Raw genomic sequence first — 24758 nt, forward strand, 5'->3', positions numbered from 1 at the left:
GCGCCGCGGCAACAAGTTCAATTGCATCCTGGTTTCGGTCATTCCGGCTCGCGCCACGGCGTGAACCTGGAAACGTTGTGGTCAGCTTTCGAGCTGCTCGTTGGCGACGATCTCGATGCCGAAGCCGGACAGACCCTTGTAGTCGTGCACCGAGGAGGTGAGATGCCGGATCGAGGTGACGCCGAGGTCGCGCAGGATCTGCGCGCCGACGCCGACCTCGCGCCACTGGCGGTTGCGGTCGGCTTCCGTCGACGACTCGTCCGGCAGCGGCGCCACGGGGACGCCGGCCGCACCATCCCGCAAGTAGACCAGCACGCCGCGGCCCGATTTCTTGAAATGTTCGAGCACGGCCGCCATGCGCTTGTGACCGGTGAAGGTGTCCTTGACGATGTTCGGCTTGTGGAAGCGCGTCAGCACGTTCTTGCCGTCGCCGACGCCGTTATAGACGAAGGCGACGTGAGCGATGGAATCGAACGGCGAGCGGTAGGCATAGCCCTGCAAGGGGCCGATCGGGCTGTCGGTGACGAAGGTCGAGACCCGCTCGATCAGCTTTTCGCGCGCCTGGCGGTAGGCGATCATATCCGCGATGGTGACGTGCCTGAGCTTGTGCTGGGCGGCGAAGCGGGCGACCTGCTCGCCCTTCATCACGCTGCCATCGTCGTTCATGAGCTCGCTGATGACGCCGACCGGCGGCAGGCCCGAGAGCTTGCAGAGGTCCACGGCAGCCTCAGTATGGCCGGAGCGCAGCAGCACGCCGCCGTCCTTGGCGATCAGCGGGAAGATGTGGCCGGGCCGGGCGAAGTCGTTGGCGCCGACATTGGGATTGGCGAGCGCGCGGCAGCACGAGGCGCGCTCCTCGGCGGAGATGCCGGTGCCGCCATCGGGCTTGTAGTCGATCGAGACCGTGAACGCGGTGGTGTGCGCGGAATCGTTGTGGGCGACCATCGGATCGAGCCGCAGGCGGCGCGCGTCCTCGGTCGTCACGGGAGCGCAGACGATGCCGGAGGTATGGCGGATGATGAAGGCCATCTTGTCGGCGGTGCAGAGCGAGGCTGCGACGATCAGATCGCCCTCGCCCTCGCGGTCCTCGTCGTCGGTGACGACCACGAGCTCACCCCGGGCAAAGGCCTGCAAGACTTCCTGGACGGTATCGGGCATTCCCAATCTCTATCGGTTATGGGCCGGAGGCTCAGCCGGACGCCTTAGCTGGACTTGGCCCCGGATGCTAGTGTCCTGGACGCAACCGCATATGCCCCGGGACAGGCCCGTCCACGCGGTTTCAGGCTTGCACCGAAGATACCAGGGATATAGGCGCGCAGGGCCCGCAAGGAAGGCGGCCGGACGCCGTCAGGGCAGCACCTCGCGCCGCTCGCCGAGCCGCTGATCGAGTTCGGCACGCTTGTCGGCGAGCAGGCCGGCCTGGGCGGCTTCGATCACGGTAAACAACTCATGGGCGTCGCTGAGCCGGGTCACGGTGACGTAGCTGGCGCCGGCCTCGTAGAGCGCCCCGACGTCGGCCAGGAGGTCGGCCGTGGCGACGATCAGCGCGGTCGGATTGAGCGCGCGGACGTGGCGGACCAGCTTCTCGTTGGTGGCGCCCTTCAGCAGCGAATCCGGCACGCTGAGGATGATCATCTCGGACTTGCCGATGCCGGCATGGAGCAGCGTATCGACATTGCTGATGTCGCCATAGATCACGTGCAGGCCGCGCGAAAGCAGGGTCTGGTACACATTGGGGTTGAAGTCGACCACCGTGATCTGCTCCAGCAGCACCGGCGCCTGCCGCTCGATCTCGGCCAGCAGCGCGCTCGCGGCACGGAAAAAGCCGAGGATCACGACGCGGCGGGCTTCGCCATGGCCGCCCTCGTGCCCGTCCTCGGCATGGCCGTTGCCATGGTCGAGGTCGCGCAGGCCGATCCGCTTCAGGGGGCCGATCGCCCAGCGGGTGATCTCGTCGCTGCGGGTCATCACGAAGGTCGAGAGCACCGCCAGCACCACGAAGGCGAAGGAGGCGGCATTTGCCGTCTCCGCGGCGATATGGTGGTCGGCGATACCGGTCTGGATCACCACCAGCGAGAACTCGGAGATCTGCGCGAGGTTCAGCGCCGGCAACAGGCTGGCTCGCAGGCCCTGCTTCATCAGGTAGAGCGGGGTGAAGGTAGTGACGAGGCGGCTCGCCACCGTGAACGCCGCGATCATCAAGGCAAGTCCGATCACCGAGAGGCCGGGCACGGGGATGGTCATCCCCAGCGCGACAAAGAACAGCGTGATGAAGAAGTCGCGCAGCGTGGTGACCTTGGCGGTCACGTCGAGGGCGTAAGGGAAGGTCGAGAGCGACACGCCGGCAATCAGTGCACCCATCTCGCGCGACAGCGACAGCCGCTCGGCCATCTCGGCGACGAGAAAGCACCAGGCCAGCGCGCCGAGCAGGATCAGCTCGGGCCGCCGGGCGATCTGGTGGAACAGGCGCGGCAGCACGTAGCGGCTGACCAGAAGCGCGGCGGCAACCAGCACAGCGACGCGGCCGATCGAGAGCAGGATGACGGTGACCTGCAGATTGGCCAGGCTCGGCTGCACTGCCAGGAAGAGAATCGCGAAGATGTCCTGGAGCACCAGGACGCCGAGGGTGATGCGGCCCGGCAGCGTATCGAGCTCGCGTTTCTCATAGAGCACCTTGACAATGATGACGGTGCTCGACAGCGCGCAGGCGACGCAGAGATAGACCGCATCGAAATGCCCGCCGCCAAGCGACAGGCCGATGCCGACGAAGAACAGGACCCCGAGCAGACAGCCGCCGAGCAGCTGGCTGCCCGCCGCGAACAGAATCACCCGCCCTGCCCGCACGATCTTCTTCAGGTCGATTTCGAGCCCGATCATGAACAGCATGAAAATCAGGCCGAGCTCGGAGATGACGCTGATCGATTCCTGCGAATGGACCCAGCCGGCGCCGAATGGACCTATGCAGAAGCCGGCGATAAGGTAGGCCAGGATCAGCGGTTGCCGGGAGAAATGGGCGAGCAGGCCCAGCATCCAGGCAAACAGGATTGAGAGAGTGATGTCGCGAATGAGCTCGTGCATGCCTAATTGGTCCGTTTTGCCGCACCCTAGAGGCGGGTTGCGGTGCGGCAAGCGAGCAATTCGTCACATGCGGAGAGGGCTCGTCGCAGCCATGCTGCTGGGTCCCCTCGCCTTCGCCGATTCGCTCACAGCGCAATCCAAGGTCAATATCGAACAAAACTTTGCCGATTCGCTCACCGCTCTGCCGAAGGAGGACCTCGCCGTTTCCGGTGGGTTCTACGTGCCCGCCTATTCCAGCGTCGCGATGAGCCAGGGCAAGCTGCGAGTCGATTTCTCGGTGACCTTGAGCGTGCACAACGCCTCCGAGACCCAGCCGCTGGTCGTCAAACGCATCGCCTATTTCGACACCGCAGGCAAGCAGGTCGAGAGCTATTTGAAGGCGCCGGTGGCGTTGAGGCCGCTCGCCACCGTCTCGATCTTCATTCCGACCGATGACGTGCGCGGCGGGACCGGGGCCAACTTCCTGGTCGACTGGGCCGCCACGGGGGAGATCGCCGAGCCGGTGGTCGAGGCCCTCATGGTTGGCGGCATCGCCAATGCGCATTACGCTTTCATCAGCCAGGGCCGCCCAACCAGGACGGCCGGCAAGAAGTAAGGCGGCCGGTGCAAAGCCGCCGCTCAACAAGAACAAAACGAGGAACGCTCCCATGACGTCCAGCTTCGATTTCGCACCCCTGTTTCCGGCAGGGCTGCCGGCCCCCTCTGCGCGCTGGACGGGCCTTGCCAAATACAGCTTCGTCGGCGGCAATAATGATTCCGAACAAGTGCCGCTCGACGAGCTGATCGAAGCGACCAACGCGGTGCTGCGGCGCGAGGGCCGCTCGCTCGCCACTTACGGGCTGGCCCATGGCCCGCAGGGCTACCTGCCCTTGCGCGAATTCCTGGTGACGAAACTCAAGCGCGATGCCGGCATCACCTGCACGGTCGACGATCTGCTGATCGTCTCGGGCTCCCTCCAGGCGCTCGATCTCGTCAACTCCACGCTGCTGGCGCGCGGCGACACCGTGATCTTCGAGCAGGAGAGCTATCAGGGCTCGCTGAACCGCCTGGCGCGGCTCGGGGTCAATGTCGTCGGCATTCCCCTCGACAAGGACGGCATGCGCATGGACATGCTGGCGACGACGCTGGCCGACCTGAAGAGCCGCGGCATCCGCCCGAAATACATCTACACCATTCCAACGGTGCAGAACCCCACCGGCAGCATCATGCCCGAGAGCCGGCGCACTGAGCTGGTGCGGCTCGCGGCCGAATACGGCGTCCCCATCTTCGAGGACGATTGCTATGCCGACCTCGTGTGGTCAGGGCAGCGGCCGCCGGCGATCTACGCGATGAGCCCGAACGGCGGCGTGATCCATATCGGCTCGTTCTCGAAGTCGATCGCGCCGGCGCTGCGCGTCGGCTTCATCGTCGCGCCCTGGGAGGTGATGTCGCGGATGCTGTCGCTGAAGACAGATGCCGGGTCCGGCGCGCTCGAGCAGATGGTGCTCGCCACCTATTGCAGGCCGCATTTTTCGACCCACGTGCCGGCCCTGACGAAGGCGTTGCGCACCAAGCTCGACACGCTGATGGAAGCGCTCAACGAGCAGTTCGGGACGGCCGCCGAGTTCGAGGAGCCCAAGGGCGGAATCTTCCTGTGGGTGAAGCTGCCCGGCCAGGTCGATACGCTGAAGCTGTATCAGGCCGCGCTTGCCGCCGGCGTCTCGATCAATCCGGGGCCGGAATGGTCGACCAACAGGGGCCATTCCAGCTCGCGACTGCGGCTGTGCTTTGCAAGCCCCACGCATCAGCAGATCCGCGAGGGCGTCGCCGTGCTGGCCGAGGTCTGCCGCAAGGAATTCGGCGTGCCGGCCCGCAGCGCCAATGTGGAGAAGCGGGCCTGATATCAGGCCGCCTGGGGCTGGCTGCCGTGGATCGCGGAAGCCAGCCGCAGCAACAGGACGATCGAGACGTTGCCCTTGCCGGCCTCGATCTGGGCGATATAGCGCTCGGAGATTCCGGAGCGGCGGGCCAGCTCGCGGCGCGAGAGATCGCAGCGCATGCGCGAGGACCGCAAGCGATCGCCCAGCTCGGTCAGAAACGCGGCCTCGGAATAAGGCGGTACGGCACAGCTCCCCGGCAGCACTTCGCCCGCAAAATCCACGACTTGATTCAGCATTGGTCTATCCACGTTCGCCTTCGGGAATGCCATCCTACCCTCGAAATGCGCTGCCTCATTGACGCGGATCAAATTCACGAGTGATCGCCGGCCGCCGTGGAACGGCCGCGGGCGCGATGGTACAGTTTGGAAGTCTTCGAGGCGGGGTTTTTCAGGACATGATGCGACGTTTGAACCGCTGGATCGCGGCTGTAGTGCTGTGGGTTGCGTTCACCTCCATGGCCGGTGCCGAGACGCTGGCCGCGACCGTCGAGCAATGGGGCCTGCTCGGCTCGTGGGCGGTGGATTGCGCGGCCCGGCCAGACCGCGACAAGGGGGCGCTCCTGAGCTACGAGATCAGGAAGGATGGCCGGGTGATTTACCGGCGCAATTTCGGCGAAGCCAAAGACGAGAACGAGGTGGTGTCGGCCACAGTCGACGCCGAGGGCCTGCTCGACGTGATGGTGTTCTTCCCCTCGCTGCGTCAGACGCGTGAATTCGGACTTCTATTGCAGAAGGACGGAAGCCTGCGCGCGATCTACAATCGCAGCGAGCGCGGCGAGTACACGATCAAGGACGGCAAGTACGTCACCACCGGCGCACCAACGCCCGCGCAGCAACGCTGCGATTAGCCGTCATTCCCAAGCATGATCCAATCGGAAACCGCCGCACACTTTGCGCTGACGCGGCTCTTTGAGTCCGGATCATGCTCACCTGAACATCCATTCAGAATTCTCTCCCCGTTTCTCCGGAACGTTCGCGTGAATACACGGTTTAGATGTGCATTCATTTGGAGAAGGACATCATGAAGAAGCTTGGTTATGTGGTTGCAGCTCTCGGTGCGCTCGTGATCGCGGCGCCGACCCTGGCAAGCGCAGAGACGGTGGTGATCAAGCGCGGTCATCACCATCACGGTCCGCACGGCGCCCGCGCCGAATATCGCATGCACCATCATGACCGCGGCTGGCACCGCCACCATCGCGGAGACCGCGTGGTCGTGATCAAGCGCAGCCACCGCCACCATCACTGGGACTAATGCGCAACGCGAATGAAAATGGCCCCTCACGGGGCCATTTCTATTGCCCAAGCACTCGAACTAATCCCACGCCGGCGCGAAGCCGGGATTGACGCAACGCCTGTCCTTCGACTGCGCGGCGATTTTCTTGCGGTCGGAATCGTCGAGCGTGATCTTGAGCGCGTCGAGATTGGCCTGTTGGCTCTCGCGGCGCGAAGCCTTCGGGATTGCGGCGACGCCGTCCTGGTCGAGCAGCCATTTCAACGCGACCTGCGCGGCGGTCGCCTCGTGCCGGGCGCCGATCTCGGCCAGTACCGGATCCGAGGCGATACGCCCCTGCGCCAGCGGACAATAAGCGACGAGCGGAATCGACTTGGCCTGGAGATAGCCGAGCACCTTCGATTGATCGAGCATGGCGTGATATTCAACCTGGTTGCAGGCGATCGGCGCCTTGATGTCCTCGACCGCGACCTTGAGCAGTGCCGTTGTGAAATTGGCAACGCCAATGGCTCGCGTGCGCCCCTCCTCCTTGAGCTTCATCAGGGTCTCGAACACCGCACCCCAGTCCGCAGCCTTCGACGGCCAGTGCACGAGATAGAGATCGACATGGTCGAGCCTGAGCTTCTTCAGGCTGGCATCGAAGGCGCGCCGGATCGCGTCAGGGGCGAGGTTTTCGTGCCAGACTTTCGTGGTGACGTGCAGCTCGCCGCGCGGCACGCGGGACGACGCGATGGCCGAGCCGATCGGCTCCTCATTGGCATACATCTCGGCAGTATCGATATGGCGGTAGCCGATCGACAGCGCGCTCTCGACTGCGGCGCGGCAGGCATCGCCCTGCATGCGGAAGGTACCGAGGCCAAGCTTGGGCAGGCTGATGCCCTGTGTTTTCAGATGGTCCATGAAACAGGCTCCTGAGATATCGCAGGCCGCCGATGCGCGCAGCAATGCCGCGTGAGCAGACTCTTCGGTGATGGAAAGAGGCGGCGAGAGTAGCGACTATAGCGCGCGAGTCGCCGGCCAGCCACAATCATCAAGATCGGGTTCGCGCTTAGGAATGCTGCGCCACCACGGCCGGCCGCCCCTGCGGCTGCGGCACGATATCGACCGACCAGAGGTGACGATTGTCCACGTCCTTCAAGGTCACGGTCATCACACCGCTGCGGCCATCGATGTCGACCCGCCCGAAGAACTGCAGTCCGAAACATGGCGCGAGGTTCTCGCCCTGCGCTGCGCTGCAGCCCTGCTGATACATCGCGACCGGGCCAAAGGTGTCGTCGAGCTCGCCAGGCCCCCAGCTGCCGGCATGCAACGGGCCGGAGACGAACTCCCAGAACGGCTCGAAATCCTGGAATTGCGCCTTGTTCGGATCGTAATAGTGCGCGGCGGTGTAGTGCATGTCGGCGGTGAGCCAGACGATGTTGCGGATGCCGGCACGCTTGATGGAGGAGAGCAGATCCGCGATCTCGTGCTCGCGCCGGTCGGGCGGCCCGTTGCCGAGCGCCACGGCATCCAGGCTGATCAGGCCGATCGGCAAGTCGGCCGCGATCACCTTCCAGGTTGCGCGCGAGGCGGCGAGCTCCCGCTTGAGCCAGGCGAGCTGCTCGGCGCCCAGGATCCAGCCGCGTTGGTCGTCGCCCTTGTTCCAGCTCTCGTCGCGAAAGCTGCGCATGTCGATCATGAAGACGTCGAGCAGCGGGCCGTAGGCGATCTTGCGACAGACCCGGCCCTGCCGCGCGCCGATGTCGCGGATCGGCATGAAATCGAAGAAGGCCCGGCGGGCCCGCGCGACCAGGCGCGGGGTGCCGTCGTCCTCGTGTCCGGTCTCGTCATAGGTTCCGATCGGCGACCAGTCGTTGGTCACCTCGTGATCGTCCCATTGCGCGAACATCGGCACCTCAGCGTGGAAGGCACGGAAGTGCTCGTCGAGATGGTTGTATTTGTAGTTGCCGCGTAACTGCGCCAGGGTATGCGCGACTTCGGACTTTTCCTCGGTCACGACATTGCGCCAGGTCTCGCCGTTCGACAGTTTCAACTCGGAAGGAATCGGGCAGTCGGCATAGATGTGGTCGCCGGAGTGGATGAAGAAATCCGGACGGTTGTCGAGCATGGTCCGATAGCTGCGATAGCCGCCGCGCGAGACGTCGATGCCCCAGCCCTGCCCCGCGGTATCGCCGGACCACAGGAACGAAATCGACTGGCTAGCTGCCGGCGCGGTGCGGAAATGGCCGATGCGGCCTTCGCCGGCGAGACCGGTGGCAATGTCGTCGAAGCGCAAGCGGTAGAAGATATCCTGGCCCGGTGGCAGATCGGCCAGCAGCAGTTTTGAGGTGAGATCGGCGTCGGGCAATGCATCACCGGAAGCCGACGCAATGATGGTTTTGAAGCTTTCGACGGTCGAGCACTCTACCTGCATCCGCGCGGGCCGGTCGGCGCGCGCCCAGATCACGGCCGAGCCGTCCGAGACGTCGCCGGACTGGATCCCGCCCGCGATCTGCGGGCGGTCGGCGGCACGACTGATGGAGGGTTTCGCAAGCGAGGCGATCGCGAGGCTGGAGGCGGAGCGGACCAGGAACTGCCGCCGGGTCCATGCGCGCGGGGCGCGGAGCGTTGCCATTCAGGAAACCTTCGTCGAATCACGACGGAAGGTGCCTGCGCTCCTTGACTCCCGGCTTACGGTTTCTTGACTCTGCGCCTACGGTTTTGCGACGTGGCGATGACGGCTTTGGCCTCGACTAACGCTTCCAGTTGCAGATACCGCCGGAGCGGCATGGCCAAGTCTGGATGCGGGTATCCATTGCCTGCGCGTCGAGCGGATTGCCGTGGCGGCGCGCAAGCTTGGCACGGGCCGCCCCGCGCGCCTGTGCGCTCCTGGTATGCGCGGCCTTCGGCTCGGCCACACGAACGCGCTCGGCCGCCACCTTCTTCGGCACGTCGACAGGCTCAGCCCGAGCCTGCGCCTCGTTGCCGCCACGCGCTTCGAGTGCGAGCGGCGCGAAGCGCGTCTCCGGCCCGAGACGCTTCGGCGACAGAACGGCCTTGGAGAGATCGAGGCCGAGATATTCGTCAGGCTTGTAGTCGTCAGCGCGCGCAATGCCGCCCCCTGCGATCACGAGGGCAAGGGCAATTGCGAAGGGAACGTTTTTCAGGACCACGGACGCCTCCTGAAATCGATTTATTAAAGGGCTAATTTACCCCTATTTAGGAGGCGCCGCGCGCAATTCCAGCGGTCAAATGCCGCCGTGGTTAAGAAGTTTGACGGTGTCAGGCGACCTTTCGTGTCGCTCCCGTCCCGTCCAGGAACCCTAGCAGGCGGTTGCGGATGATGGTCTCCGCCTCTGCCATGATGCGATCAATGAGCTCCTTGCAGGATGGGATGTCGTGGATCAGGCCTGCGACCATGCCGCAGCTCCAGGCGCCGGCGTCCATCTGGCCGTCCAGCATGATCCTGGGATAGACGCCCGCGACCTGGCCGTGGATGTCGTCGATCGTGAGCTTGTCGCCCTTATCGCGCTCGATCTCGAGCAGACGGTCGACATTGGCGTTCTTCAGCACGCGCTCGGTGTTGCGCAAGCTCCGCATGATCAGGCGGGTGTCGAGCTCGGTCGCTGCGACGAGTGCATTCTTCACGTTCTGATGCACCGGAGCTTCCCTGGTGGCAATGAAACGCGTGCCCATATTCATGCCCGCCGCGCCCAGCGCGAGCGCCGCGACCAGGCTGCGTCCGTCGGCCATGCCGCCGGAGGCGACGAACGGGATCTTCAGCTCTTCCGCCGCGCGCGGCAGCAGGATCATGTTGGGAATGTCGTCCTCGCCGGGATGGCCGCCACATTCAAAGCCGTCGACGCTGACGGCATCGCAGCCGATGCGTTCGGCTTTCAGGGAGTGGCGCACCGAAGTGCATTTGTGGATGACCTTGATGCCGGCCGCCTTCAGGGCCGGCATGTAGGCTTCCGGGCTGCGGCCTGCGGTCTCCACCGCCTTGATGCCACCTTCGACGATGGCCGCAATGTATTCGGCGTAGGGCGGCGCCGAGAAGGACGGCAGGAAGGTGAGGTTCACGCCGAACGGCTTGTCGGTCATGTCGCGGCAGCGCGCGATCTCCTTCGCGAGCAATTCCGGCGTCTTCTGCGTGAGACCGGTGATGATGCCGAGCCCGCCGGCATCGGAGACGGCGGCGGCCAGTTCGGCAAAGCCGACGAAATGCATGCCGCCCTGAATGATGGGGTGCTCGATGCCGAACAGTTCGGTGATCGCGGTCTTCACTTAAGGTCCTCCCGGAATTTGCTTGATGTTCAGATCAGTCTAGCCGGACTATTGCGCCGCGGTCACCATTTCTCTCCGAACGGGCGGATCTCCATCTCGAAGGTCCAGGCGCCCTTAGGCTGCTGCGGCAAGCTGTTCGATCCCGTGATGGTGTGCCCGGAATGCGGCGAGCCGCTGCACGCCAGGCAGGTGCATGTGCATGCGGGGCCGGGGCGGGACCAAACGGTGGGGTGAGCAGGCGGCTCTGGTGAAATTGCTGGCGCTGCGCCAGATAGTCTGCGCCAGCGTTCCCCGGCCCCTGCAACAGCAGCGCTGTCATTCGTGAACGCACCGCTCAAAGGAGCAACGCGGCACCATGGACGCCGCGCTTGCTCAAGAGGTCGCCATGGGCACACGCACCTTCAGTGCGTCTTGGTCTCGTGCCACTTCTCAAGATCGGGTTTGACCTCGTCCGATCCCTGCTCCTTCTCGGGGTTGCCCTTCCAGGGCTTGTCCGTCTGTCGATGCGAACCCCAGTCGTTCTGCTGCCGGGGATCGTCGTTGGGCCGTTCCTTGCTCATCGATCTCACTTTCCTGAAACTTCAAGCGAAGGGGACGCCGTAATAGGAGTTGATACCACGCACGGCGGCGTCATCACTCCAGTTCCAATCGCTTCGTGAGCCATATTTGGGCGCGCCTTCCAGCTCCTTGGTGGTGATGCCGGTGACATAACCGCCGAGCTCGGTGTCGTATTTCAGCGACTGCCAGGGCAACGGATAGTGGTCGTTGCCCAATCCCAGGAATCCACCAAAACCGAGCACGGCGTAGGAAACCTGGCCACTGATCTTGTCGATCATCACGCGTTCGATCGAACCGATCCGGTTGCGATCGGCGCCATAGACCGATGTTCCCTCGACCTTGTCGCTGCCGATCAAACGGCCCGTCTCACTGCGATCCAGTTCGTCTTGGTTCAACATCGCAATTCTCCACTCGGCCACGTGCAAAACCAACCGGATAGGCACGGGATCGTTCCGGTGCATGTTCCGCGAGCGGTCAGGAACATCGCACCAAACGAGCCGTTCTCTGAGTTTCATGCACCAGACAAACCAAGGGCCACGCGCAATGTCCCAGACCGTCTCCGACTTCATCGTCCAGCGTCTGCATCAATGGGGCGTGCGCCACATCTTCGGCTATCCCGGCGACGGCATCAACGGCGTGTTCGGCGCGATGAACCGGGCCGGCGGCAAGATCGGCTTCGTGCAGGCGCGGCATGAGGAAATGGCAGCGTTCATGGCGACCGCCTACGCAAAATTCTCGGGCGAACTCGGCGTCTGCATCGCGACCTCCGGCCCCGGCGCCTCGCATCTCGTCACCGGGCTCTACGATGCGCTGCTCGATCACCAGCCGGTGCTGGCGATTGTCGGCCAGCAGGCGCGCAACGCCCTCGGCGGCCACTATCAGCAGGAACTCGATCTTCTCTCGATGTTCAAGGACGTTGCCGGCGCCTACGTCATGCAGGCATCCTCGCCTGCGCAAGTGCGACACCTGATCGACCGCGCGGTGCGGATTGCGCTGGCGCGGCGGACCCCGACCGTGATCATCCTGCCCAACGATTTGCAGGAGGAGCCTTACGAGGATCCGCCCCGTGAACACGGCACGCTGCATTCCGGCATTGGTTACAGCCCACCCAGCATCACGCCGCGTGAAGCCGATCTCGACCGCGCCGCGGAGGTGCTCAACGCCGGCAAGAAGGTCGCGATGCTCGTCGGCGCCGGCGCGCTTCACGCCACCGACGAGGTGATCGCGGTTGCCGAGCGGCTGTCGGCCGGCTGCGCCAAGGCACTGCTCGGCAAGGCCGCGTTGCCCGACGACCTGCCGTGGGTCACAGGCTCGATCGGCCTGCTCGGCACCGAGCCCAGCTACAACATGATGATGGAATGCGACACGCTGCTGATGGTGGGCTCGGCCTTTCCCTACGCCGAATTCCTGCCCAAGGAAGGCAGCGCGCGCGGCGTTCAGATCGATATCGACGCCAGCATGCTGTCGATCCGCTTTCCCGTGGAGGTCGGTCTCGTCGGCGACGCCGCCGAGACGCTACGCGCATTGCTGGCGCGACTCGCGCCCAAGGCTGACGACGCCTGGCGCCGCGGCATTGAGGACGATGTTGCGAGATGGTGGAAGACGCTGGACGACCGCGCACATCAGCCCGCGGCGCCCGTCAACCCGCAGCTCGTCGCCTGGGAACTGTCCCCGCGCCTGCCCGACCGCGCCGTCATCACCAGCGATTCCGGATCGTGTGCCAACTGGTTCGCGCGGGACCTGAAGATGCGGCGCGGCATGACGGCTTCGCTGTCCGGCGGTCTCGCCTCGATGGGCGCCGCGGTTCCTTATGCGCTCGCCGCGAAATACGCCCAGCCCGACCGACCGGTGATCGCGCTGGTCGGCGATGGCGCGATGCAGATGAACAACATGGCCGAACTGATCACGGCTGCGAAATACTGGCGCACGTGGCGGGATCCGCGCTTCATCGTCTGCGTCTTCAACAACGAAGACCTCAACCAGGTCACCTGGGAGCAGCGCATCATCAACGGCGATCCCAAATTCGAGGCTTCGCAGCGCATTCCCGATGTCTCCTATTCGCGTTTCGCCGAGCTGATCGGCCTCACCGGCATCTTCGTCGACAGCCCAGAGCTGCTCGGCCCGGCCTGGGAGCAGGCGCTGGCGAGCGAGATGCCGGTCGTGCTGGAGGTGAAAACCGATCCCGAGGTGCCGCCGCTGCCGCCGCACATCACGCTCCAGCAGGCGAAGAATTTCTCGCTCGCCCTGATGAAGGGCGATCCGAACGAAAGCGGGATGATCAAGGGAGCGGCGCGCCAGATGTTCGAATCGATCCTGCCCGGGAGGCAATGAGGTGAACAATGAGTGACTTCCGCGACATCCAGCACGGCGTCAACGATCCGGTCGGAGGCCTCGACGTCAAGCGGCAGATCAACGACAACCGCACGCCGCATGAGCGGGCGCAGCACCACGCGGACGTACGCGCTGATGCGACCCCCACGCCGGCGGAGCCTTTCCTTCCGGAGCGGCTGCGGCGAAAGGCGACCGATCCGCTCAATCCGCGCACCGGTCGCCGTCCTGCGGGCCGGTGATTAGGAACCTCGGCTGTTGCGACGTGTTGGTCGGCGCACATTCGCCGGCAAACGGCCGCGCAACCTATCGGAGGTATCTGACCATGAAGCGAACCATCATCGCACTTGCCTGCGTGGCTCTCGCGGGCCCCGCGCTCGCCCAGTCGCTCGGCGAAAAGACCGGCGTCAACTCGGCGCTGGGCGTCGCGCCATCCACTGCCGACTTCGTCAAGCAGGTGGCGATCAGCGACATGTTCGAGATCGAATCGAGCAAGCTCGCCCAGCAAAAGGGCAACGCGCAGGAAAAGAGCTTCGCGCAACAGATGGTGACCGATCACACCAAGACCAGCACCGAGCTCAAGGGGCTTGTCAACGGCAGCAAGGTGCAGGCGACGCTACCGACCGCGCTCGACAGCTCCCATCAGAGCAAGCTCGACAAGCTCAAGAGCGCGACCGGCAAGGACTTCAGCTCGGACTACAATTCCTATCAGGTCAGCGCCCATGAGGATGCCGTCTCCCTGTTCGAACGCTATGCCAAGGGCGGCGACAATGCCGCGCTCAAGGACTGGGCCGGCAAGACCCTGCCGGCACTGAAGCACCACCTCGACATGGCCAAGGAGCTCGGCAAGGCGCCGAGCGTCGGTCAAACCAAGTAACACATTGCCGAAGGACGCCGGCGCGTCCGGCGTCCTTCACTTGGCAACGACGACCGTCTCCGCGCATTGAGGTTCAGGAACCTTCTTTGTCTCCGGGCTTTACAGAACTGTCATGGAGGAAAACTCGCCGGCGGACCGATGGCGCTCGTAACGGTGAAACCCACCCGGATCGATACGGCGATCGCCAACGAGATCGCACGTAATGCCAACCCAGGCCTCGAGCATGCCGCCCAGGCAATGACCTGGGGCGCCGACGAGCATGTGCTGCTCGCGCTCGCCGCGGCGGGATGGCTCTACACCTATCTCCGACATCCGCAGCGGCGTCCCGTTGCCGATCACGTGCTGGTGGTATCGCTGGTGACGGCGATAGTGCCGCATCTCTTGAAATCCGTATTCGACCAGACGAGGCCTGACCGGCTCACCGTGAGCGGCCACCGGCACGGTATTCCCTATTCAGGACGCCCCCACGACGCGTTTCCCTCCGGTCACGCCATGCATATGGGCGCCCTCGCCTCGGCGGCCGGCCTGTTGCCGCCGACCTCGCGCCGCTTGGCCCGCTCACTCGCCGCAGCGCTGTCGCTGACGCGCGTGGCGCTGCTGGCGCACTGGATCAGCGACGTGGTGGCAGGCTTCACGCTCGGCATCGTCGTCGAGCGACTGTTCAGGCCGCTCACGCTGGCGAAATCACCGCAGCAGCGGACCGAAGCCTCGCGGGTACGGCCATGACGGAATATCTCGTGCGCTTCGTCGCCGGCGGGCTGATCGTATCCATCTTCGCAATCCTCGGTGACATGCTGCGGCCAAAGAGCTTTGCCGGGCTTCTCGGCGCAGCTCCGTCGGTCGCGCTGGCCACCCTTGGCATCGCCGTGGTCCAGCACGGCCCGCAATATGCCGCGGCCGCGAGCTGGACGATGATCTATGGCGCCATCGCGCTCGCCTGCTACAGCCTCGTCGTCTGCCATCTCCTGATGAGGATCCGTCTCGGCGCGCTCCCGGCGACGATCCTTGCCTTTGTCGTATGGCTCGGGGTTGCCTTCGGTCTGCTCGCGGGTCTGGGAGGTGCCGCCTGATGCTGGTGAAGCTGTCGTCATCCGCACTGAAACAGACGCGGTGGTACGAATACGCCGTTCGCTTCGTGCTCGGCGGCTGCGCGACGGTGCTCGCGGGAGTTATCGGCTCGCAATTCGGCGTTTCTGTCGGCGGGCTCTTTCTTGCACTCCCGGCCATCTTCTGTGCGAGCGCGACCCTGATCGAAAGCCACGAGCGTCACGCCAAGGAGAAGGCCGGGCTGAGCGGGCGGCGTCGCGGACAGCAGGCCGCAGCGCTCGATGCCGCAGGTGCAGCACTCGGCGGCATCGGCCTCGTGGCGTTCGCTGTCGTCTTCCATGCCACCGTCGGGGCAAGCATCGCACTTGGCTTCATCGCCGCCTTGACGGTCTGGGCCAGCGTTTGCGTGACGGCCTGGTGGCTAAGGCGCAAGCTTCGCATCGTCTCGCACAATCGCAGTGCCCACTCCACTCGCCATCGGCAGAGGGCTCCCGCTTCGTGAAGCCCTTGAACTAGCCCGCGCTCGACGTCGTCGACGTCTGCAATTGCGGCGGCTGGAGCCCCGGGCTGTTGGCCCAGCGCTCGACCTGATCGATGATCTTCTGGTGGCTTGGCCGCACTGGCTTGGACGCTTCCTTGGACGCTTCCGGCTCTTCGGAAAGCTTGCGAGGTAACCTGACTTCGACCGTCATCCCTTTCGAGAAGAATGCGCCATGGCAGGATATGTTTCAAAAATTAACATATTGATTTTATTGAGTATTTTTACACATTGAGAGACTTTGTCGACTCTGGCGGAACTCCCGCCAGGCTGGTTCGTTGAGTAAACTACTCAAACTACTCAATTTGCGTGATCGCCATGAACGACCTTCGCGCCGAGCGCCTTCAGGTCATGCTCTCGCCGGAAGAGTTGGCCGCCATTGACGATTTCCGGTTCAAGCACCGAATGCCGACGCGGGCAGCCGCAGTCCGCGAACTCCTCAGGTTCGGACTGGCCGCCGCCGGCGTCGATGCCGCCGTGGGCGTGAAGTCAAGCAGCTTTGGCGTGTTCGGCCGCGGACCTGACGGACATACTCAGGGCGATCCAGAGAGTGGCACTGGCGGCTGACGCACATAAGCAAACGGCCCTGGCACGGTGCGTGCCAGGGCCGTCCTTGGAGATTGCTTCCGGCGCACCGGGGGCATGACAACCGGAAGCAATCCTTCGACTCTTCCCGTGCGGATTCGTTCCTCGTGAGAACTAGCCTGTCGCGTCGCTCGAGCCATCCGGCAGCACGCCGGAGCCTGGCGTCTTGCTATTGTCGTTCAGCTTGGGGTCGCGCGTCGCTTCACGCGAAGGCGAGCCTTTCTGGTTCGTCTTGTGCACGGACTGTGCACGCTCCTTGTCACGCGGCTGCTCCTCCCCGCGCTTGTCCTTGACGATGCCTTGGTCGGGATGGGCCATGATGGGGCTCTCGCTTGTTCTCGTGTCTTGGAACGCTTACGCACCGCGACGTCGAATGTTCCGGCGCAGTGCTAACTGCGCACCGCGTGGACCGCAGCAGATGCGTTCTCGAGATGCACCTGCCGCAACGTCGTCACCGTCGCGAACGCGACCGAGACGCCAAAGGCGAGAATGAGGGAGAGAAGAGCCAGACGTGGAGCCATCGCCAAAACCTCCTTCTGAACTGGAAATCGACGCGATCGAATGTTCCCGGATGATCGCAAATCTGTCGCTTGCCTTCCGTGAGCGGTCTCACACGCAGATTCACGAGAACGAGCGGCTCACGCCTTCCGCTTTGGAGGAGCGCGGACCGCAACGGGCGGGACTTCGCCGTCGAGCCAATCCTGCTCGTTGGCGAGCGCCGTCCAGGCGTCGGCCATGCGCGAATAGCGCTTATGGGCGGGTTGTCCCTCGGCTCGCTCGGCAAGCTGGAGACAATTGTCGGCGTTATCCCTGTAGATGTCAGACTGTTTCATGTGGAGGACGTGGGGACGGAACTCTCGCGCCGCAACCCGCTTACCGGATCGTAATGGTCAGGGAACTTCGCACGGTGTTCATCATTGATACCGATGCGAGTTCTTGCCGTCCTCATCCTGGCGTTCATCAACACTGCGGCGCTTGCCGACAGCACCGGCGAGCGAAAGCCCGGCGAACGGCCACCGACCGCGATCGAGGTTATCAGCGGCGTCTACAATTTCAGCCGATTTCAACAGGGTCTTCTCGAGAATACCGACCTCAAGGGCAATGCAGAGGTCAAGAACCTCGCCGCCCTGCGCGCCGAGGAAGCGGCCAAGCGCGACAAGAGCCTGAAGAAGGTCCAGGAGGCCATTGGCGCAGAGCCGCGCGTCGGCAAGGCAACATCCTCAACAGCGAGCCTGGTCGAGCCCGAGATGTCGGATGGTCCGACCTACGTCAGGAGCTTCTATGCCGCGCAGATTCCCGAGTATGAATCGGTCATCGGACTGCTCGAGCGCTATCTGAAGGCGCCCGACAATGCAGCGCTCGCAGCGTTCGCGCGCGAACAACTCCCGATGTTGCGCTCGCAGGTCAGGGACGCCGAGCGTACCATGGCGGACAAGTAGCCGTTTCTACTTGTTGTTGGGATGACGTTGCTGGCTCTGTGGCCGTACGGTGCGATCACTCTCCGGCATCTTGTCCCGCCCCGCATCGCCATTGTCGTCCTTGCCGCCCGAAGATGACGTGCCGCTACCGCTCGGATTCGACCGGCTGGCCGTTCCGGTGGTCGGTGTTTCTGCCCGCGGGCTGGCGGAGCTTGCGGCGGGATCGCCAGTCACGGCGCCGCGCCCGCTGGGCGCACCGCCCTGTGCCAGAGCCGATCCCGCGGCAAACACAGCCATGGCGACGACGGCGAGTCCTGCTTTCATATCCGTTCTCCCTGTGTCTCTCGGCGGGTTAACGTTAGGGCTCGGCGCTCCGTTCCGAAGGATGGAATGCCGGGTACGGGACGAGCAGAGCGGCGGCTCCCACCAGGGCATTCCTTCTGGGCGTGGAACCAATTCGGCGGATCATTGTTAGCTCGGTCGGGCTGAGCAAAGCGGGTTCCAATTGCTCGCGCCGCACCTTGGCGCTTGATTTCGAATTTGGCTGACGCTCTATTTCATGTCGACCAAACGCGTCGTGCCGCGGATTCGGCGAACGCCTGCGGGGGAATCAGTATGAGCGACCTTGATCCCGGAACTGCATCAGGCTCCGGTCGTCGCGTCCCAAAGCCCAAAACCAACGGTACGTCGGAGTCGGATTCCCGGGCGGAACTGTTGCTCGCCTTGCAGGCGATGCGCAGCGGTGACTTTTCGGTGCGCATGAGCGGCGACTACCTCGGTATCGACGGCAAGATCGCCGACACGCTCAACGAAATCATCGCCGCCAACCAGCGCATGGCGCACCAACTCGAGCTGGTCGGCCAGGTGGTGGGGCGCGAAGGCAAGACCCGCCAGCGCGTCAAGTTCGGCCTCGCGTCAGGCTCCTGGGCCGACATGGAAGGTTCGGTCAACATTCTGATCGACGACCTGCTGTGGCCGACGCGCGAGGTGACGCGCGCGGTCGCCGCCGTCGCACAAGGCGACCTGCTCCAGACCGTCAAGCTCGACGTCGATGGCCGTCCGCTCGGCGGCGAGTTCTTGCAGTCGGCGAACATCGTCAACACCATGATCAAGCAGCTCGGCGTGTTCACCTCCGAGGTGACACGCGTGGCGCGCGAGGTCGGCACCGAGGGCAAGCTCGGTGGTCAGGCCCAGGTGCCCGAGGTGACCGGCGTCTGGAAGGACCTGACCGAGAGCGTCAACTCGATGGCGAACAACCTGACCAACCAGGTTCGCAACATTGCCGAGGTGACGATCGCGGTCGCAAACGGCGATTTGTCGAAGAAGATCACGGTCGACGTCCGCGGCGAGATCCTGCAGCTCAAGGAAGCCATCAACACGATGGTGGACCAGCTCCGCTCCTTCGCCTCGGAAGTGACGCGCGTCGCGCGCGAGGTCGGCACCGACGGCAAGCTCGGCGGCCAGGCGATCGTGCCGGGCGTCGCCGGCACCTGGAAGGACCTGACCGACAGCGTCAACGCCATGTGCGGCAACCTGACCGCACAGGTGCGCAACATCGCCAACGTGACGACCGCCGTGGCGCGCGGCGACTTGTCGCGCAAGATCACGGTGGACGTGCGCGGCGAGATCCTGGAGCTGAAGGACACCATCAACACGATGGTGGACCAGCTCAACTCGTTCGCCTCGGAAGTGACGCGCGTCGCGCGCGAGGTCGGCACCGAGGGCAAGCTCGGCGGCCAGGCCCAGGTGCCTGGCGTTGCCGGCACCTGGAAGGACCTCACCGACAACGTCAACTTCATGGCCTCGAACCTGACGGCGCAGGTCCGCAACATTGCCGACGTCGCCACCGCGATCGCGAGCGGCGACCTGTCGAAGAAGATCACGGTGAACGTCTCCGGCGAGATCCTTCAGCTGAAGGAGACGCTCAACACCATGGTCGACCAGCTCAACGCCTTTGCCGGCGAGGTGACGCGCGTCGCGCGCGAGGTCGGCACCGAAGGGCGGCTCGGCGGCCAGGCCAACGTGCTCGGCGTCGCCGGCACCTGGAAGGACCTGACCGAAAGCGTCAACTCGATGGCTTCCAACCTGACAGCGCAGGTCCGCAACATCGCGGAGGTGACGACGGCGGTCGCCGGCGGCGACCTCTCGAAGAAGATCACCGTGGACGTGCGCGGCGAGATTCTGGAGCTGAAAGACACCATCAACACCATGGTGGACCAGCTCAACGCCTTCGCCGGCGAAGTGACGCGCGTGGCGCGCGAGGTCGGCACCGAAGGCAAGCTCGGCGGCCAGGCCGTCGTGCGCGGCGTCGGCGGCACCTGGAAGGATCTCACCGACAGCGTCAACTCGATGGCCTCGAACCTCACCGGCCAGGTCCGCAACATCGCCGAGGTCGCAACCGCGGTGGCGAAAGGCGACTTGTCCAAGAAGATCACGGTGAACGTCTCAGGCGAAATCCTTCAGCTGAAGGAGACGCTCAACACCATGGTCGACCAGCTCAACGCCTTCGCCGGCGAAGTCACGCGCGTCGCGCGCGAGGTCGGCACCGACGGCAAGCTCGGTGGTCAGGCCCAGGTCACCGGCGTCGCCGGCACCTGGAAGGACCTGACCGACTCCGTGAACTCGATGGCCGGCAATTTGACCGCCCAGGTCCGCAACATCGCCGAGGTCGCGACCGCGATCGCCGGCGGCGACCTGTCGCGCAAGATCACGGTCGACGTCCGTGGCGAAATCCTGCAGCTGAAGGAAACGCTCAACACGATGGTCGATCAGCTCAACCGTTTCGCGGGCGAGGTGACGCGCGTGGCGCGCGAGGTCGGCACCGAAGGGCGCCTCGGCGGTCAGGCCAACGTGCCCGGCGTCGCCGGCACCTGGAAGGATCTCACCGACAGCGTCAATTCGATGGCGGGCAACCTCACCGCCCAGGTCCGCAACATCGCGGAAGTGACGACCGCCGTGGCGCGCGGCGACCTGTCCCGCAAGATCACCGTCGACGTGAAGGGCGAAATCCTCGAGCTGAAGAACACGATCAACACCATGGTGGACCAGCTCAACGCCTTCGCCGGCGAGGTCACGCGCGTGGCGCGCGAGGTCGGCACCGAAGGCAAGCTGGGCGGCCAGGCCGAAGTGCCCGGCGTCGCCGGCACCTGGAAGGACCTCACGGACAATGTCAACTTCATGGCCTCGAACCTGACGGCCCAGGTCCGCAACATCGCCGAGGTCGCGACCGCGATCGCCGGCGGCGACCTCTCGAAGAAGATCACGGTGGACGTGCGCGGCGAGATCCTTCTCCTGAAGGACACGCTGAACACCATGGTCGAGCAGCTCCGCTCCTTCGCCGCCGAAGTCACGCGCGTGGCGCGCGAGGTCGGCACCGAAGGCCGGCTCGGCGGTCAGGCCGTCGTGCCCGGCGTCGGCGGCACCTGGAAGGATCTCACCGATAACGTCAACCTCCTGGCGGCGAACCTCACCACGCAGGTCCGCAACATCGCCGAAGTGACCACGGCCGTGGCGCGCGGCGACCTCTCCCGCAAGATCACCGTCGACGTCAAGGGCGAAATCCTCGAGCTGAAGAACACCATCAACACGATGGTGGATCAGCTCAACGCCTTCGCCGGCGAAGTCACACGCGTCGCCCGCGAGGTCGGCACCGAGGGCAAGCTCGGCGGCCAGGCTGCAGTGCCCGGCGTCGCCGGCACCTGGAAGGACCTCACCGACACCGTGAACCTGATGGCTGCGAACCTGACCGAGCAGGTGCGCGGCATCGTCAAGGTGGTGACTGCGGTCGCCAACGGCGATCTCAAGCAGAACCTGACGATGAAGTCGCGCGGCGAGGTCGCCGCTCTCGCCGACACCATCAACAACATGACCGAGACGCTCGCGACCTTCGCCGACCAGGTGACGTCGGTTGCACGCGAGGTCGGCGTCGAAGGCCGGCTCGGCGGCCAGGCCAACGTGCCCGGTGCTGCCGGCACCTGGAAGGATCTCACCGGCAACGTGAACCTTCTGGCTGCCAACCTCACCTCTCAGGTGCGCGCCATCGCGGAAGTGGCGACTGCCGTGACCAAGGGCGACCTGACGCGATCGATCCAGGTCGACGCCCGCGGCGAAGTCGCGGAGCTGAAGGACAACATCAACACGATGATCACGAATCTCCGTCTGACGACGGACGTGAACACCGAGCAGGACTGGCTGAAGACCAACCTCGCCAAGTTCACCAACATGCTCCAGGGCCAGCGCGATCTCACCACGGTCGGCCGGCTGCTGCTCACCGAGCTGTCGCCGCTGGTGAACGCCCATACCGGCGTGATCTACCAGGTCGAGAACGAGGACAATTCCCAGCTGCTGCTGCTCGCATCCTACGCCAGCGACGGCATCTATCCCTATCAGCGCGTGCTCCAGTTCGGCGAAGGCCTGATCGGCCAATGCGCCCTCGACAAGCGGCCGCGCATGGTCTCCGACATTCCATCCGACGTGGTGCCGATCAACTCGGCGCTGTTCCGCGTCGCACCGAAAAACCTCGTCGTGCTGCCTGTCCTGTTCGAAGGCCAGGTCAAGGCGGTGATCGAGCTCGCCTCCCTCGTCTCCTTCACGACGTCGCAGATGACGTTCCTGGAACAGCTCACCGACTCCATCGGCATCGTTCTGAACTCGATCGAGGCGACGATGCAGACCGAAGGCCTGCTCAAGCAGTCGCAGCAGCTCGCCGGCGAGCTGCAGACCCAGCAGCGCGAATTGCAGCAGACCAACGACCAGCTCGAGCAGAAGGCGCAGCAGCTCGCCGAACGCAACGTCGAGGTGGAACGCAAGAACCAGGAGATCGAGCAGGCTCGCCGCGCGCTCGAGGAGAAGGCGACCGAGCTTGCGCTGACCTCGAAATACAAGTCCGAGTTCCTCGCTAATATGAGCCACGAGCTGCGTACGCCGCTGAATTCGATCCTGATTCTGGGCCAGCAGCTCACCGACAATCCGGACGGCAATCTCTCGGCCAAGCAGGTCGAATTTGCCCGCACCATCCACGGCGCCGGCACCGACCTGCTCAACCTCATCAGCGACATTCTCGATCTCTCCAAGATCGAGTCCGGCACGGTCACGGTCGACGCCGAGGAGATCCTGACCGCGAACCTGCTCGAGACCGTCGGCCGCCCATTCCGGCACGAGGCGGACAACCGCAACCTGTCGTTCAAGATCGACGTCGATCCGAACCTGCCACGCAGCATCGTCACCGACTCCAAGCGCCTGCAACAGGTCCTGAAGAACCTGCTCTCCAACGCCTTCAAGTTCACCGCCGAAGGCGAAGTGCGCCTGAAGGTCGCCGGCGCGATCGGCGGCTGGGGGACGGATCACCCGGTGCTGAACTCCGCGCCGGCCGTGATCGCGTTCGAAGTGTCCGATACCGGCATCGGCATTCCCCTGGAGAAGCAGAAGCTGATCTTCGAGGCGTTCCAGCAGGCGGATGCCGGCACCAGCAGGAAATACGGCGGCACCGGCCTCGGGCTCGCGATCAGCCGCGAACTCGCGAGCCTGCTCGGAGGCGAGATCCATCTCCGCAGCACACCGGGCAAGGGCTCGTCCTTCACGCTCTATCTGCCATTGAAATATTCCGGCCCGACGCTCGCACCGCGGGCCGCGCCGGCGCCGCAGCAATACAGCCAGCCGCCTGCGCTGCAGCCGGCCGCGCCGGAGCAGCAGCGCGTCATCGAGCAGCTTCCCGACGACCGCTTGAACCTCGAGCCTGGCGACAGCATCCTCCTGATCGTCGAGGACGACCCGCATTACGCGCGTGTGCTGGTCGACCTCGCGCGCGACAAGGGATTCAAGGTTCTGGTCGCCGCGCGGGGCGCGGAGGCGCTGGAGCTCGCCAAGCAGTATCAGCCGAGAGCAGTCTCGCTCGACGTGTTCCTGCCCGACATGCTCGGCTGGACCGTGCTGAGCCAGCTCAAGCACAATCCGTTGACCCGCCACATCCCCGTGCAGATCATCACGCTCGACGAGGACCGCCAGCATGCGCTGGCGCGTGGCGCGTTCTCATTCGTCAACAAGCCGACCACGCCTGAAGGCGTCTCGGCCGCGCTGACGCAAATCAAGGAATATGCGCGGCCGCGGCGCAAGCGGCTGCTGATCGTCGAGGACAACGAGGCCGAGCAGCTTTCGATCCGCGAGCTGCTGTACCACGACGACATCGAGATCGTGTCGACGGCCACCGGCGCGGCGGCACTTTCGACGCTGCGCGAGCAGCCGTGTGACTGCGTGGTACTCGATCTCCGGCTGCCCGACATGAGCGGCTTCGAGGTGCTGGACCAGATCCGCAACGACGAGCGACTGTCGAACATCCCGGTCGTGGTCTTCACCGGCCGCGAGCTTTCGGCGGAGGAGGACGCGGAACTCCACACCATGGCGCGCAGCATCGTGGTCAAGGGCGTGGAATCGCCGGAACGCCTGCTCGACGAAACCGCGCTGTTCCTGCACCGCGTGATCACGGAGCTGCCGATCGAGAAGCAGCGTATGCTGGAGAAGCTGAACAGTTCCGACGAGGACTTGATCGGCAAGACAGCCCTGCTCGTCGACGACGACGCCCGCAACATATTCGCCCTGTCGAGCGTGCTGGAACGGCGCGGCATGAAAGTGCTGACGGCGACGACCGGCAGCGAGGCTGTGACACTGGTCGAATCCAATCCGGAGATCGCGATCGTGCTGATGGACATCATGATGCCGCAGATGGATGGCTATCAGACCATCGGCGTGATCCGCGAGAACCCGGCCTTCGCCCGTCTTCCGATCATCGCCCTGACCGCCAAGGCGATGAAGGGCGATCGGGAGAAATGCCTCGAAGCCGGCGCGTCCGACTATCTCGCCAAGCCGGTCAACACCGACCAATTGCTGCTTGCGATCCGCATGTGGCTGCACCGCTGAGTTGG

Annotated in this window: 27 protein-coding genes and 1 pseudogene; 14 read left to right on the forward strand and 14 right to left on the reverse strand. The window is 64.5% G+C overall.

What is annotated here, in order from left to right:
• Nucleotides 1-81: 81 nt before the first annotated feature.
• Together ribB and IVB23_RS10695 are read right to left on the reverse strand one after the other, a co-directional pair.
• Nucleotides 82-1158, reverse strand: a complete 1077-nt coding sequence (ribB, locus tag IVB23_RS10690; protein WP_061878408.1) for a 3,4-dihydroxy-2-butanone-4-phosphate synthase — start codon at nucleotides 1156-1158, stop codon at nucleotides 82-84.
• Nucleotides 1159-1347: 189 nt separating this feature from the next.
• Nucleotides 1348-3078, reverse strand: coding sequence for a cation:proton antiporter (locus tag IVB23_RS10695; RefSeq protein ID WP_247803473.1), 1731 nt, complete (start codon nucleotides 3076-3078; stop codon nucleotides 1348-1350).
• Between the two features lie 67 nt (nucleotides 3079-3145).
• On the opposite strand from IVB23_RS10695, the gene IVB23_RS10700 reads away from it, so the two are divergent.
• Nucleotides 3146-3673, forward strand: coding sequence for a DUF3124 domain-containing protein (locus IVB23_RS10700; protein ID WP_197968053.1), 528 nt, complete (start codon nucleotides 3146-3148; stop codon nucleotides 3671-3673).
• A 52-nt stretch (nucleotides 3674-3725) separates the two neighbouring features.
• The gene (locus IVB23_RS10705; protein ID WP_247803474.1) at nucleotides 3726-4958 is read left to right on the forward strand and encodes a PLP-dependent aminotransferase family protein; all 1233 of its coding nucleotides are present in this window, start codon (nucleotides 3726-3728) and stop codon (nucleotides 4956-4958) included.
• Nucleotides 4959-4960: 2 nt separating this feature from the next.
• Here IVB23_RS10705 and IVB23_RS10710 read toward each other — a convergent pair whose 3' ends face one another.
• Nucleotides 4961-5233 carry a helix-turn-helix domain-containing protein gene (locus IVB23_RS10710; protein WP_061878412.1) on the reverse strand — a complete coding sequence of 91 codons (273 nt, stop codon included), beginning with the start codon at nucleotides 5231-5233 and terminating at the stop codon, nucleotides 4961-4963.
• A 161-nt stretch (nucleotides 5234-5394) separates the two neighbouring features.
• Here IVB23_RS10710 and IVB23_RS10715 point away from each other — a divergent pair, with 161 nt between their 5' ends.
• Nucleotides 5395-5844 (forward strand): hypothetical protein, encoded by a 450-nt coding sequence (locus IVB23_RS10715; protein ID WP_247804824.1) that lies wholly within the window; start codon nucleotides 5395-5397, stop codon nucleotides 5842-5844.
• A gap of 173 nt (nucleotides 5845-6017) precedes the next feature.
• A complete protein-coding gene (locus IVB23_RS10720; RefSeq protein ID WP_061878705.1) occupies nucleotides 6018-6248 on the forward strand; it encodes a hypothetical protein in 231 nt (76 codons plus the stop codon).
• Between the two features lie 60 nt (nucleotides 6249-6308).
• Here IVB23_RS10720 and IVB23_RS10725 read toward each other — a convergent pair whose 3' ends face one another.
• The 4 genes from IVB23_RS10725 to IVB23_RS10740 all read right to left on the reverse strand — a co-directional run bounded on the left by IVB23_RS10725 (nucleotide 6309) and on the right by IVB23_RS10740 (nucleotide 10490).
• On the reverse strand, nucleotides 6309-7127 hold the full coding sequence (locus tag IVB23_RS10725; RefSeq protein WP_247803475.1) for an aldo/keto reductase: 819 nt from the start codon (nucleotides 7125-7127) through the stop codon (nucleotides 6309-6311).
• A gap of 148 nt (nucleotides 7128-7275) precedes the next feature.
• Entirely contained in the window at nucleotides 7276-8841 is a 1566-nt protein-coding gene (locus tag IVB23_RS10730) for an alkaline phosphatase D family protein (RefSeq protein WP_247803476.1), read from the reverse strand.
• A gap of 118 nt (nucleotides 8842-8959) precedes the next feature.
• Nucleotides 8960-9379: a hypothetical protein gene (locus tag IVB23_RS10735; protein WP_247803477.1), complete on the reverse strand. Its 420-nt coding sequence runs from the start codon at nucleotides 9377-9379 to the stop codon at nucleotides 8960-8962.
• Between the two features lie 109 nt (nucleotides 9380-9488).
• Nucleotides 9489-10490: a nitronate monooxygenase family protein gene (locus IVB23_RS10740; protein WP_247803478.1), complete on the reverse strand. Its 1002-nt coding sequence runs from the start codon at nucleotides 10488-10490 to the stop codon at nucleotides 9489-9491.
• Nucleotides 10491-10613: 123 nt separating this feature from the next.
• Between IVB23_RS10740 and IVB23_RS10745 the strand changes: the two are divergent.
• Nucleotides 10614-10724: pseudogene (locus IVB23_RS10745) on the forward strand (transcriptional regulator); the annotation flags it as partial.
• A 167-nt stretch (nucleotides 10725-10891) separates the two neighbouring features.
• On the opposite strand, the gene IVB23_RS10750 reads toward IVB23_RS10745, so the two are convergent.
• Nucleotides 10892-11050 carry a hypothetical protein gene (locus tag IVB23_RS10750; protein ID WP_194389111.1) on the reverse strand — a complete coding sequence of 53 codons (159 nt, stop codon included), beginning with the start codon at nucleotides 11048-11050 and terminating at the stop codon, nucleotides 10892-10894.
• A 21-nt stretch (nucleotides 11051-11071) separates the two neighbouring features.
• The gene (locus IVB23_RS10755) at nucleotides 11072-11446 is read right to left on the reverse strand and encodes a PRC-barrel domain-containing protein (protein ID WP_061878418.1); all 375 of its coding nucleotides are present in this window, start codon (nucleotides 11444-11446) and stop codon (nucleotides 11072-11074) included.
• A gap of 145 nt (nucleotides 11447-11591) precedes the next feature.
• On the opposite strand from IVB23_RS10755, the gene IVB23_RS10760 reads away from it, so the two are divergent.
• From IVB23_RS10760 to IVB23_RS10785, 6 genes are all read left to right on the forward strand, one after another.
• Nucleotides 11592-13379 carry a thiamine pyrophosphate-requiring protein gene (locus IVB23_RS10760; RefSeq protein ID WP_061878419.1) on the forward strand — a complete coding sequence of 596 codons (1788 nt, stop codon included), beginning with the start codon at nucleotides 11592-11594 and terminating at the stop codon, nucleotides 13377-13379.
• An 8-nt stretch (nucleotides 13380-13387) separates the two neighbouring features.
• Nucleotides 13388-13618 carry a hypothetical protein gene (locus tag IVB23_RS10765; RefSeq protein WP_061878420.1) on the forward strand — a complete coding sequence of 77 codons (231 nt, stop codon included), beginning with the start codon at nucleotides 13388-13390 and terminating at the stop codon, nucleotides 13616-13618.
• Between the two features lie 83 nt (nucleotides 13619-13701).
• The gene (locus IVB23_RS10770) at nucleotides 13702-14253 is read left to right on the forward strand and encodes a DUF4142 domain-containing protein (protein WP_061878706.1); all 552 of its coding nucleotides are present in this window, start codon (nucleotides 13702-13704) and stop codon (nucleotides 14251-14253) included.
• Nucleotides 14254-14391: 138 nt separating this feature from the next.
• Entirely contained in the window at nucleotides 14392-14979 is a 588-nt protein-coding gene (locus tag IVB23_RS10775; RefSeq protein ID WP_061878421.1) for a phosphatase PAP2 family protein, read from the forward strand.
• The gene (locus tag IVB23_RS10780; RefSeq protein WP_061878422.1) at nucleotides 14976-15323 is read left to right on the forward strand and encodes a DUF3147 family protein; all 348 of its coding nucleotides are present in this window, start codon (nucleotides 14976-14978) and stop codon (nucleotides 15321-15323) included. The genes IVB23_RS10775 and IVB23_RS10780 overlap by 4 nt, the downstream gene beginning before the upstream one ends.
• A complete protein-coding gene (locus IVB23_RS10785) occupies nucleotides 15323-15802 on the forward strand; it encodes a DUF3147 family protein (RefSeq protein WP_061878423.1) in 480 nt (159 codons plus the stop codon). Before IVB23_RS10780 ends, IVB23_RS10785 begins: the two co-directional genes overlap by 1 nt.
• A gap of 10 nt (nucleotides 15803-15812) precedes the next feature.
• On the opposite strand, the gene IVB23_RS10790 is transcribed toward IVB23_RS10785, so the two are convergent.
• Nucleotides 15813-15992, reverse strand: coding sequence for a hypothetical protein (locus tag IVB23_RS10790; protein ID WP_247803479.1), 180 nt, complete (start codon nucleotides 15990-15992; stop codon nucleotides 15813-15815).
• A 164-nt stretch (nucleotides 15993-16156) separates the two neighbouring features.
• On the opposite strand from IVB23_RS10790, the gene IVB23_RS10795 reads away from it, so the two are divergent.
• Nucleotides 16157-16405 (forward strand): hypothetical protein, encoded by a 249-nt coding sequence (locus tag IVB23_RS10795; RefSeq protein WP_061878425.1) that lies wholly within the window; start codon nucleotides 16157-16159, stop codon nucleotides 16403-16405.
• Nucleotides 16406-16537: 132 nt separating this feature from the next.
• Here the strand turns inward: IVB23_RS10795 and IVB23_RS10800 are convergent, their stop codons facing one another.
• From IVB23_RS10800 to IVB23_RS10805, 3 genes are all read right to left on the reverse strand, one after another.
• The gene (locus IVB23_RS10800; RefSeq protein ID WP_247803480.1) at nucleotides 16538-16741 is read right to left on the reverse strand and encodes a hypothetical protein; all 204 of its coding nucleotides are present in this window, start codon (nucleotides 16739-16741) and stop codon (nucleotides 16538-16540) included.
• Nucleotides 16742-16812: 71 nt separating this feature from the next.
• Complete coding sequence (locus tag IVB23_RS39335) at nucleotides 16813-16944, reverse strand: hypothetical protein (RefSeq protein WP_256439311.1); 132 nt, start codon at nucleotides 16942-16944, stop codon at nucleotides 16813-16815.
• Between the two features lie 117 nt (nucleotides 16945-17061).
• The gene (locus tag IVB23_RS10805) at nucleotides 17062-17256 is read right to left on the reverse strand and encodes a hypothetical protein (RefSeq protein WP_061878427.1); all 195 of its coding nucleotides are present in this window, start codon (nucleotides 17254-17256) and stop codon (nucleotides 17062-17064) included.
• A gap of 93 nt (nucleotides 17257-17349) precedes the next feature.
• On the opposite strand from IVB23_RS10805, the gene IVB23_RS10810 reads away from it, so the two are divergent.
• Nucleotides 17350-17862, forward strand: coding sequence for a DUF4142 domain-containing protein (locus IVB23_RS10810; protein WP_061878428.1), 513 nt, complete (start codon nucleotides 17350-17352; stop codon nucleotides 17860-17862).
• Between the two features lie 6 nt (nucleotides 17863-17868).
• Here IVB23_RS10810 and IVB23_RS10815 read toward each other — a convergent pair whose 3' ends face one another.
• On the reverse strand, nucleotides 17869-18165 hold the full coding sequence (locus tag IVB23_RS10815; RefSeq protein ID WP_082821975.1) for a hypothetical protein: 297 nt from the start codon (nucleotides 18163-18165) through the stop codon (nucleotides 17869-17871).
• 291 nt (nucleotides 18166-18456) lie between these two features.
• Between IVB23_RS10815 and IVB23_RS10820 the strand changes: the two genes are divergently transcribed.
• Nucleotides 18457-24753: a HAMP domain-containing protein gene (locus IVB23_RS10820; protein WP_061878429.1), complete on the forward strand. Its 6297-nt coding sequence runs from the start codon at nucleotides 18457-18459 to the stop codon at nucleotides 24751-24753.
• The last annotated feature ends 5 nt before the right edge of the window (nucleotides 24754-24758 follow it).

The sequence above is a fragment of the Bradyrhizobium sp. 191 genome (assembly GCF_023100985.1).
Lineage (GTDB): Bacteria > Pseudomonadota > Alphaproteobacteria > Rhizobiales > Xanthobacteraceae > Bradyrhizobium > Bradyrhizobium diversitatis.

Excerpts from the sequence above, each read along its gene's own strand:
- IVB23_RS10780 (WP_061878422.1), top strand. The coding sequence starts at position 14,976 with ATGACGGAATATCTCGTGCGCTTCGTCGCCGGCGGGCTGATCGTATCC.
- IVB23_RS10715 (WP_247804824.1), top strand. The coding sequence starts at position 5,395 with ATGCGACGTTTGAACCGCTGGATCGCGGCTGTAGTGCTGTGGGTTGCG.
- IVB23_RS10785 (WP_061878423.1), top strand. The coding sequence starts at position 15,323 with ATGCTGGTGAAGCTGTCGTCATCCGCACTGAAACAGACGCGGTGGTAC.
- IVB23_RS10720 (WP_061878705.1), top strand. The coding sequence starts at position 6,018 with ATGAAGAAGCTTGGTTATGTGGTTGCAGCTCTCGGTGCGCTCGTGATC.
- IVB23_RS10820 (WP_061878429.1), top strand. The coding sequence starts at position 18,457 with ATGAGCGACCTTGATCCCGGAACTGCATCAGGCTCCGGTCGTCGCGTC.
- IVB23_RS10705 (WP_247803474.1), top strand. The coding sequence starts at position 3,726 with ATGACGTCCAGCTTCGATTTCGCACCCCTGTTTCCGGCAGGGCTGCCG.
- ribB (WP_061878408.1), bottom strand. The coding sequence starts at position 1,158 with ATGCCCGATACCGTCCAGGAAGTCTTGCAGGCCTTTGCCCGGGGTGAG.
- IVB23_RS39335 (WP_256439311.1), bottom strand. The coding sequence starts at position 16,944 with ATGGCTCCACGTCTGGCTCTTCTCTCCCTCATTCTCGCCTTTGGCGTC.
- IVB23_RS10750 (WP_194389111.1), bottom strand. The coding sequence starts at position 11,050 with ATGAGCAAGGAACGGCCCAACGACGATCCCCGGCAGCAGAACGACTGG.
- IVB23_RS10815 (WP_082821975.1), bottom strand. The coding sequence starts at position 18,165 with ATGAAAGCAGGACTCGCCGTCGTCGCCATGGCTGTGTTTGCCGCGGGA.
- IVB23_RS10770 (WP_061878706.1), top strand. The coding sequence starts at position 13,702 with ATGAAGCGAACCATCATCGCACTTGCCTGCGTGGCTCTCGCGGGCCCC.
- IVB23_RS10810 (WP_061878428.1), top strand. The coding sequence starts at position 17,350 with ATGCGAGTTCTTGCCGTCCTCATCCTGGCGTTCATCAACACTGCGGCG.
- IVB23_RS10710 (WP_061878412.1), bottom strand. The coding sequence starts at position 5,233 with ATGCTGAATCAAGTCGTGGATTTTGCGGGCGAAGTGCTGCCGGGGAGC.
- IVB23_RS10800 (WP_247803480.1), bottom strand. The coding sequence starts at position 16,741 with ATGGCCCATCCCGACCAAGGCATCGTCAAGGACAAGCGCGGGGAGGAG.
- IVB23_RS10775 (WP_061878421.1), top strand. The coding sequence starts at position 14,392 with ATGGCGCTCGTAACGGTGAAACCCACCCGGATCGATACGGCGATCGCC.
- IVB23_RS10760 (WP_061878419.1), top strand. The coding sequence starts at position 11,592 with ATGTCCCAGACCGTCTCCGACTTCATCGTCCAGCGTCTGCATCAATGG.
- IVB23_RS10730 (WP_247803476.1), bottom strand. The coding sequence starts at position 8,841 with ATGGCAACGCTCCGCGCCCCGCGCGCATGGACCCGGCGGCAGTTCCTG.
- IVB23_RS10795 (WP_061878425.1), top strand. The coding sequence starts at position 16,157 with ATGAACGACCTTCGCGCCGAGCGCCTTCAGGTCATGCTCTCGCCGGAA.
- IVB23_RS10790 (WP_247803479.1), bottom strand. The coding sequence starts at position 15,992 with ATGACGGTCGAAGTCAGGTTACCTCGCAAGCTTTCCGAAGAGCCGGAA.
- IVB23_RS10725 (WP_247803475.1), bottom strand. The coding sequence starts at position 7,127 with ATGGACCATCTGAAAACACAGGGCATCAGCCTGCCCAAGCTTGGCCTC.
- IVB23_RS10805 (WP_061878427.1), bottom strand. The coding sequence starts at position 17,256 with ATGAAACAGTCTGACATCTACAGGGATAACGCCGACAATTGTCTCCAG.
- IVB23_RS10695 (WP_247803473.1), bottom strand. The coding sequence starts at position 3,078 with ATGCACGAGCTCATTCGCGACATCACTCTCTCAATCCTGTTTGCCTGG.
- IVB23_RS10700 (WP_197968053.1), top strand. The coding sequence starts at position 3,146 with ATGCGGAGAGGGCTCGTCGCAGCCATGCTGCTGGGTCCCCTCGCCTTC.
- IVB23_RS10755 (WP_061878418.1), bottom strand. The coding sequence starts at position 11,446 with ATGTTGAACCAAGACGAACTGGATCGCAGTGAGACGGGCCGTTTGATC.
- IVB23_RS10765 (WP_061878420.1), top strand. The coding sequence starts at position 13,388 with ATGAGTGACTTCCGCGACATCCAGCACGGCGTCAACGATCCGGTCGGA.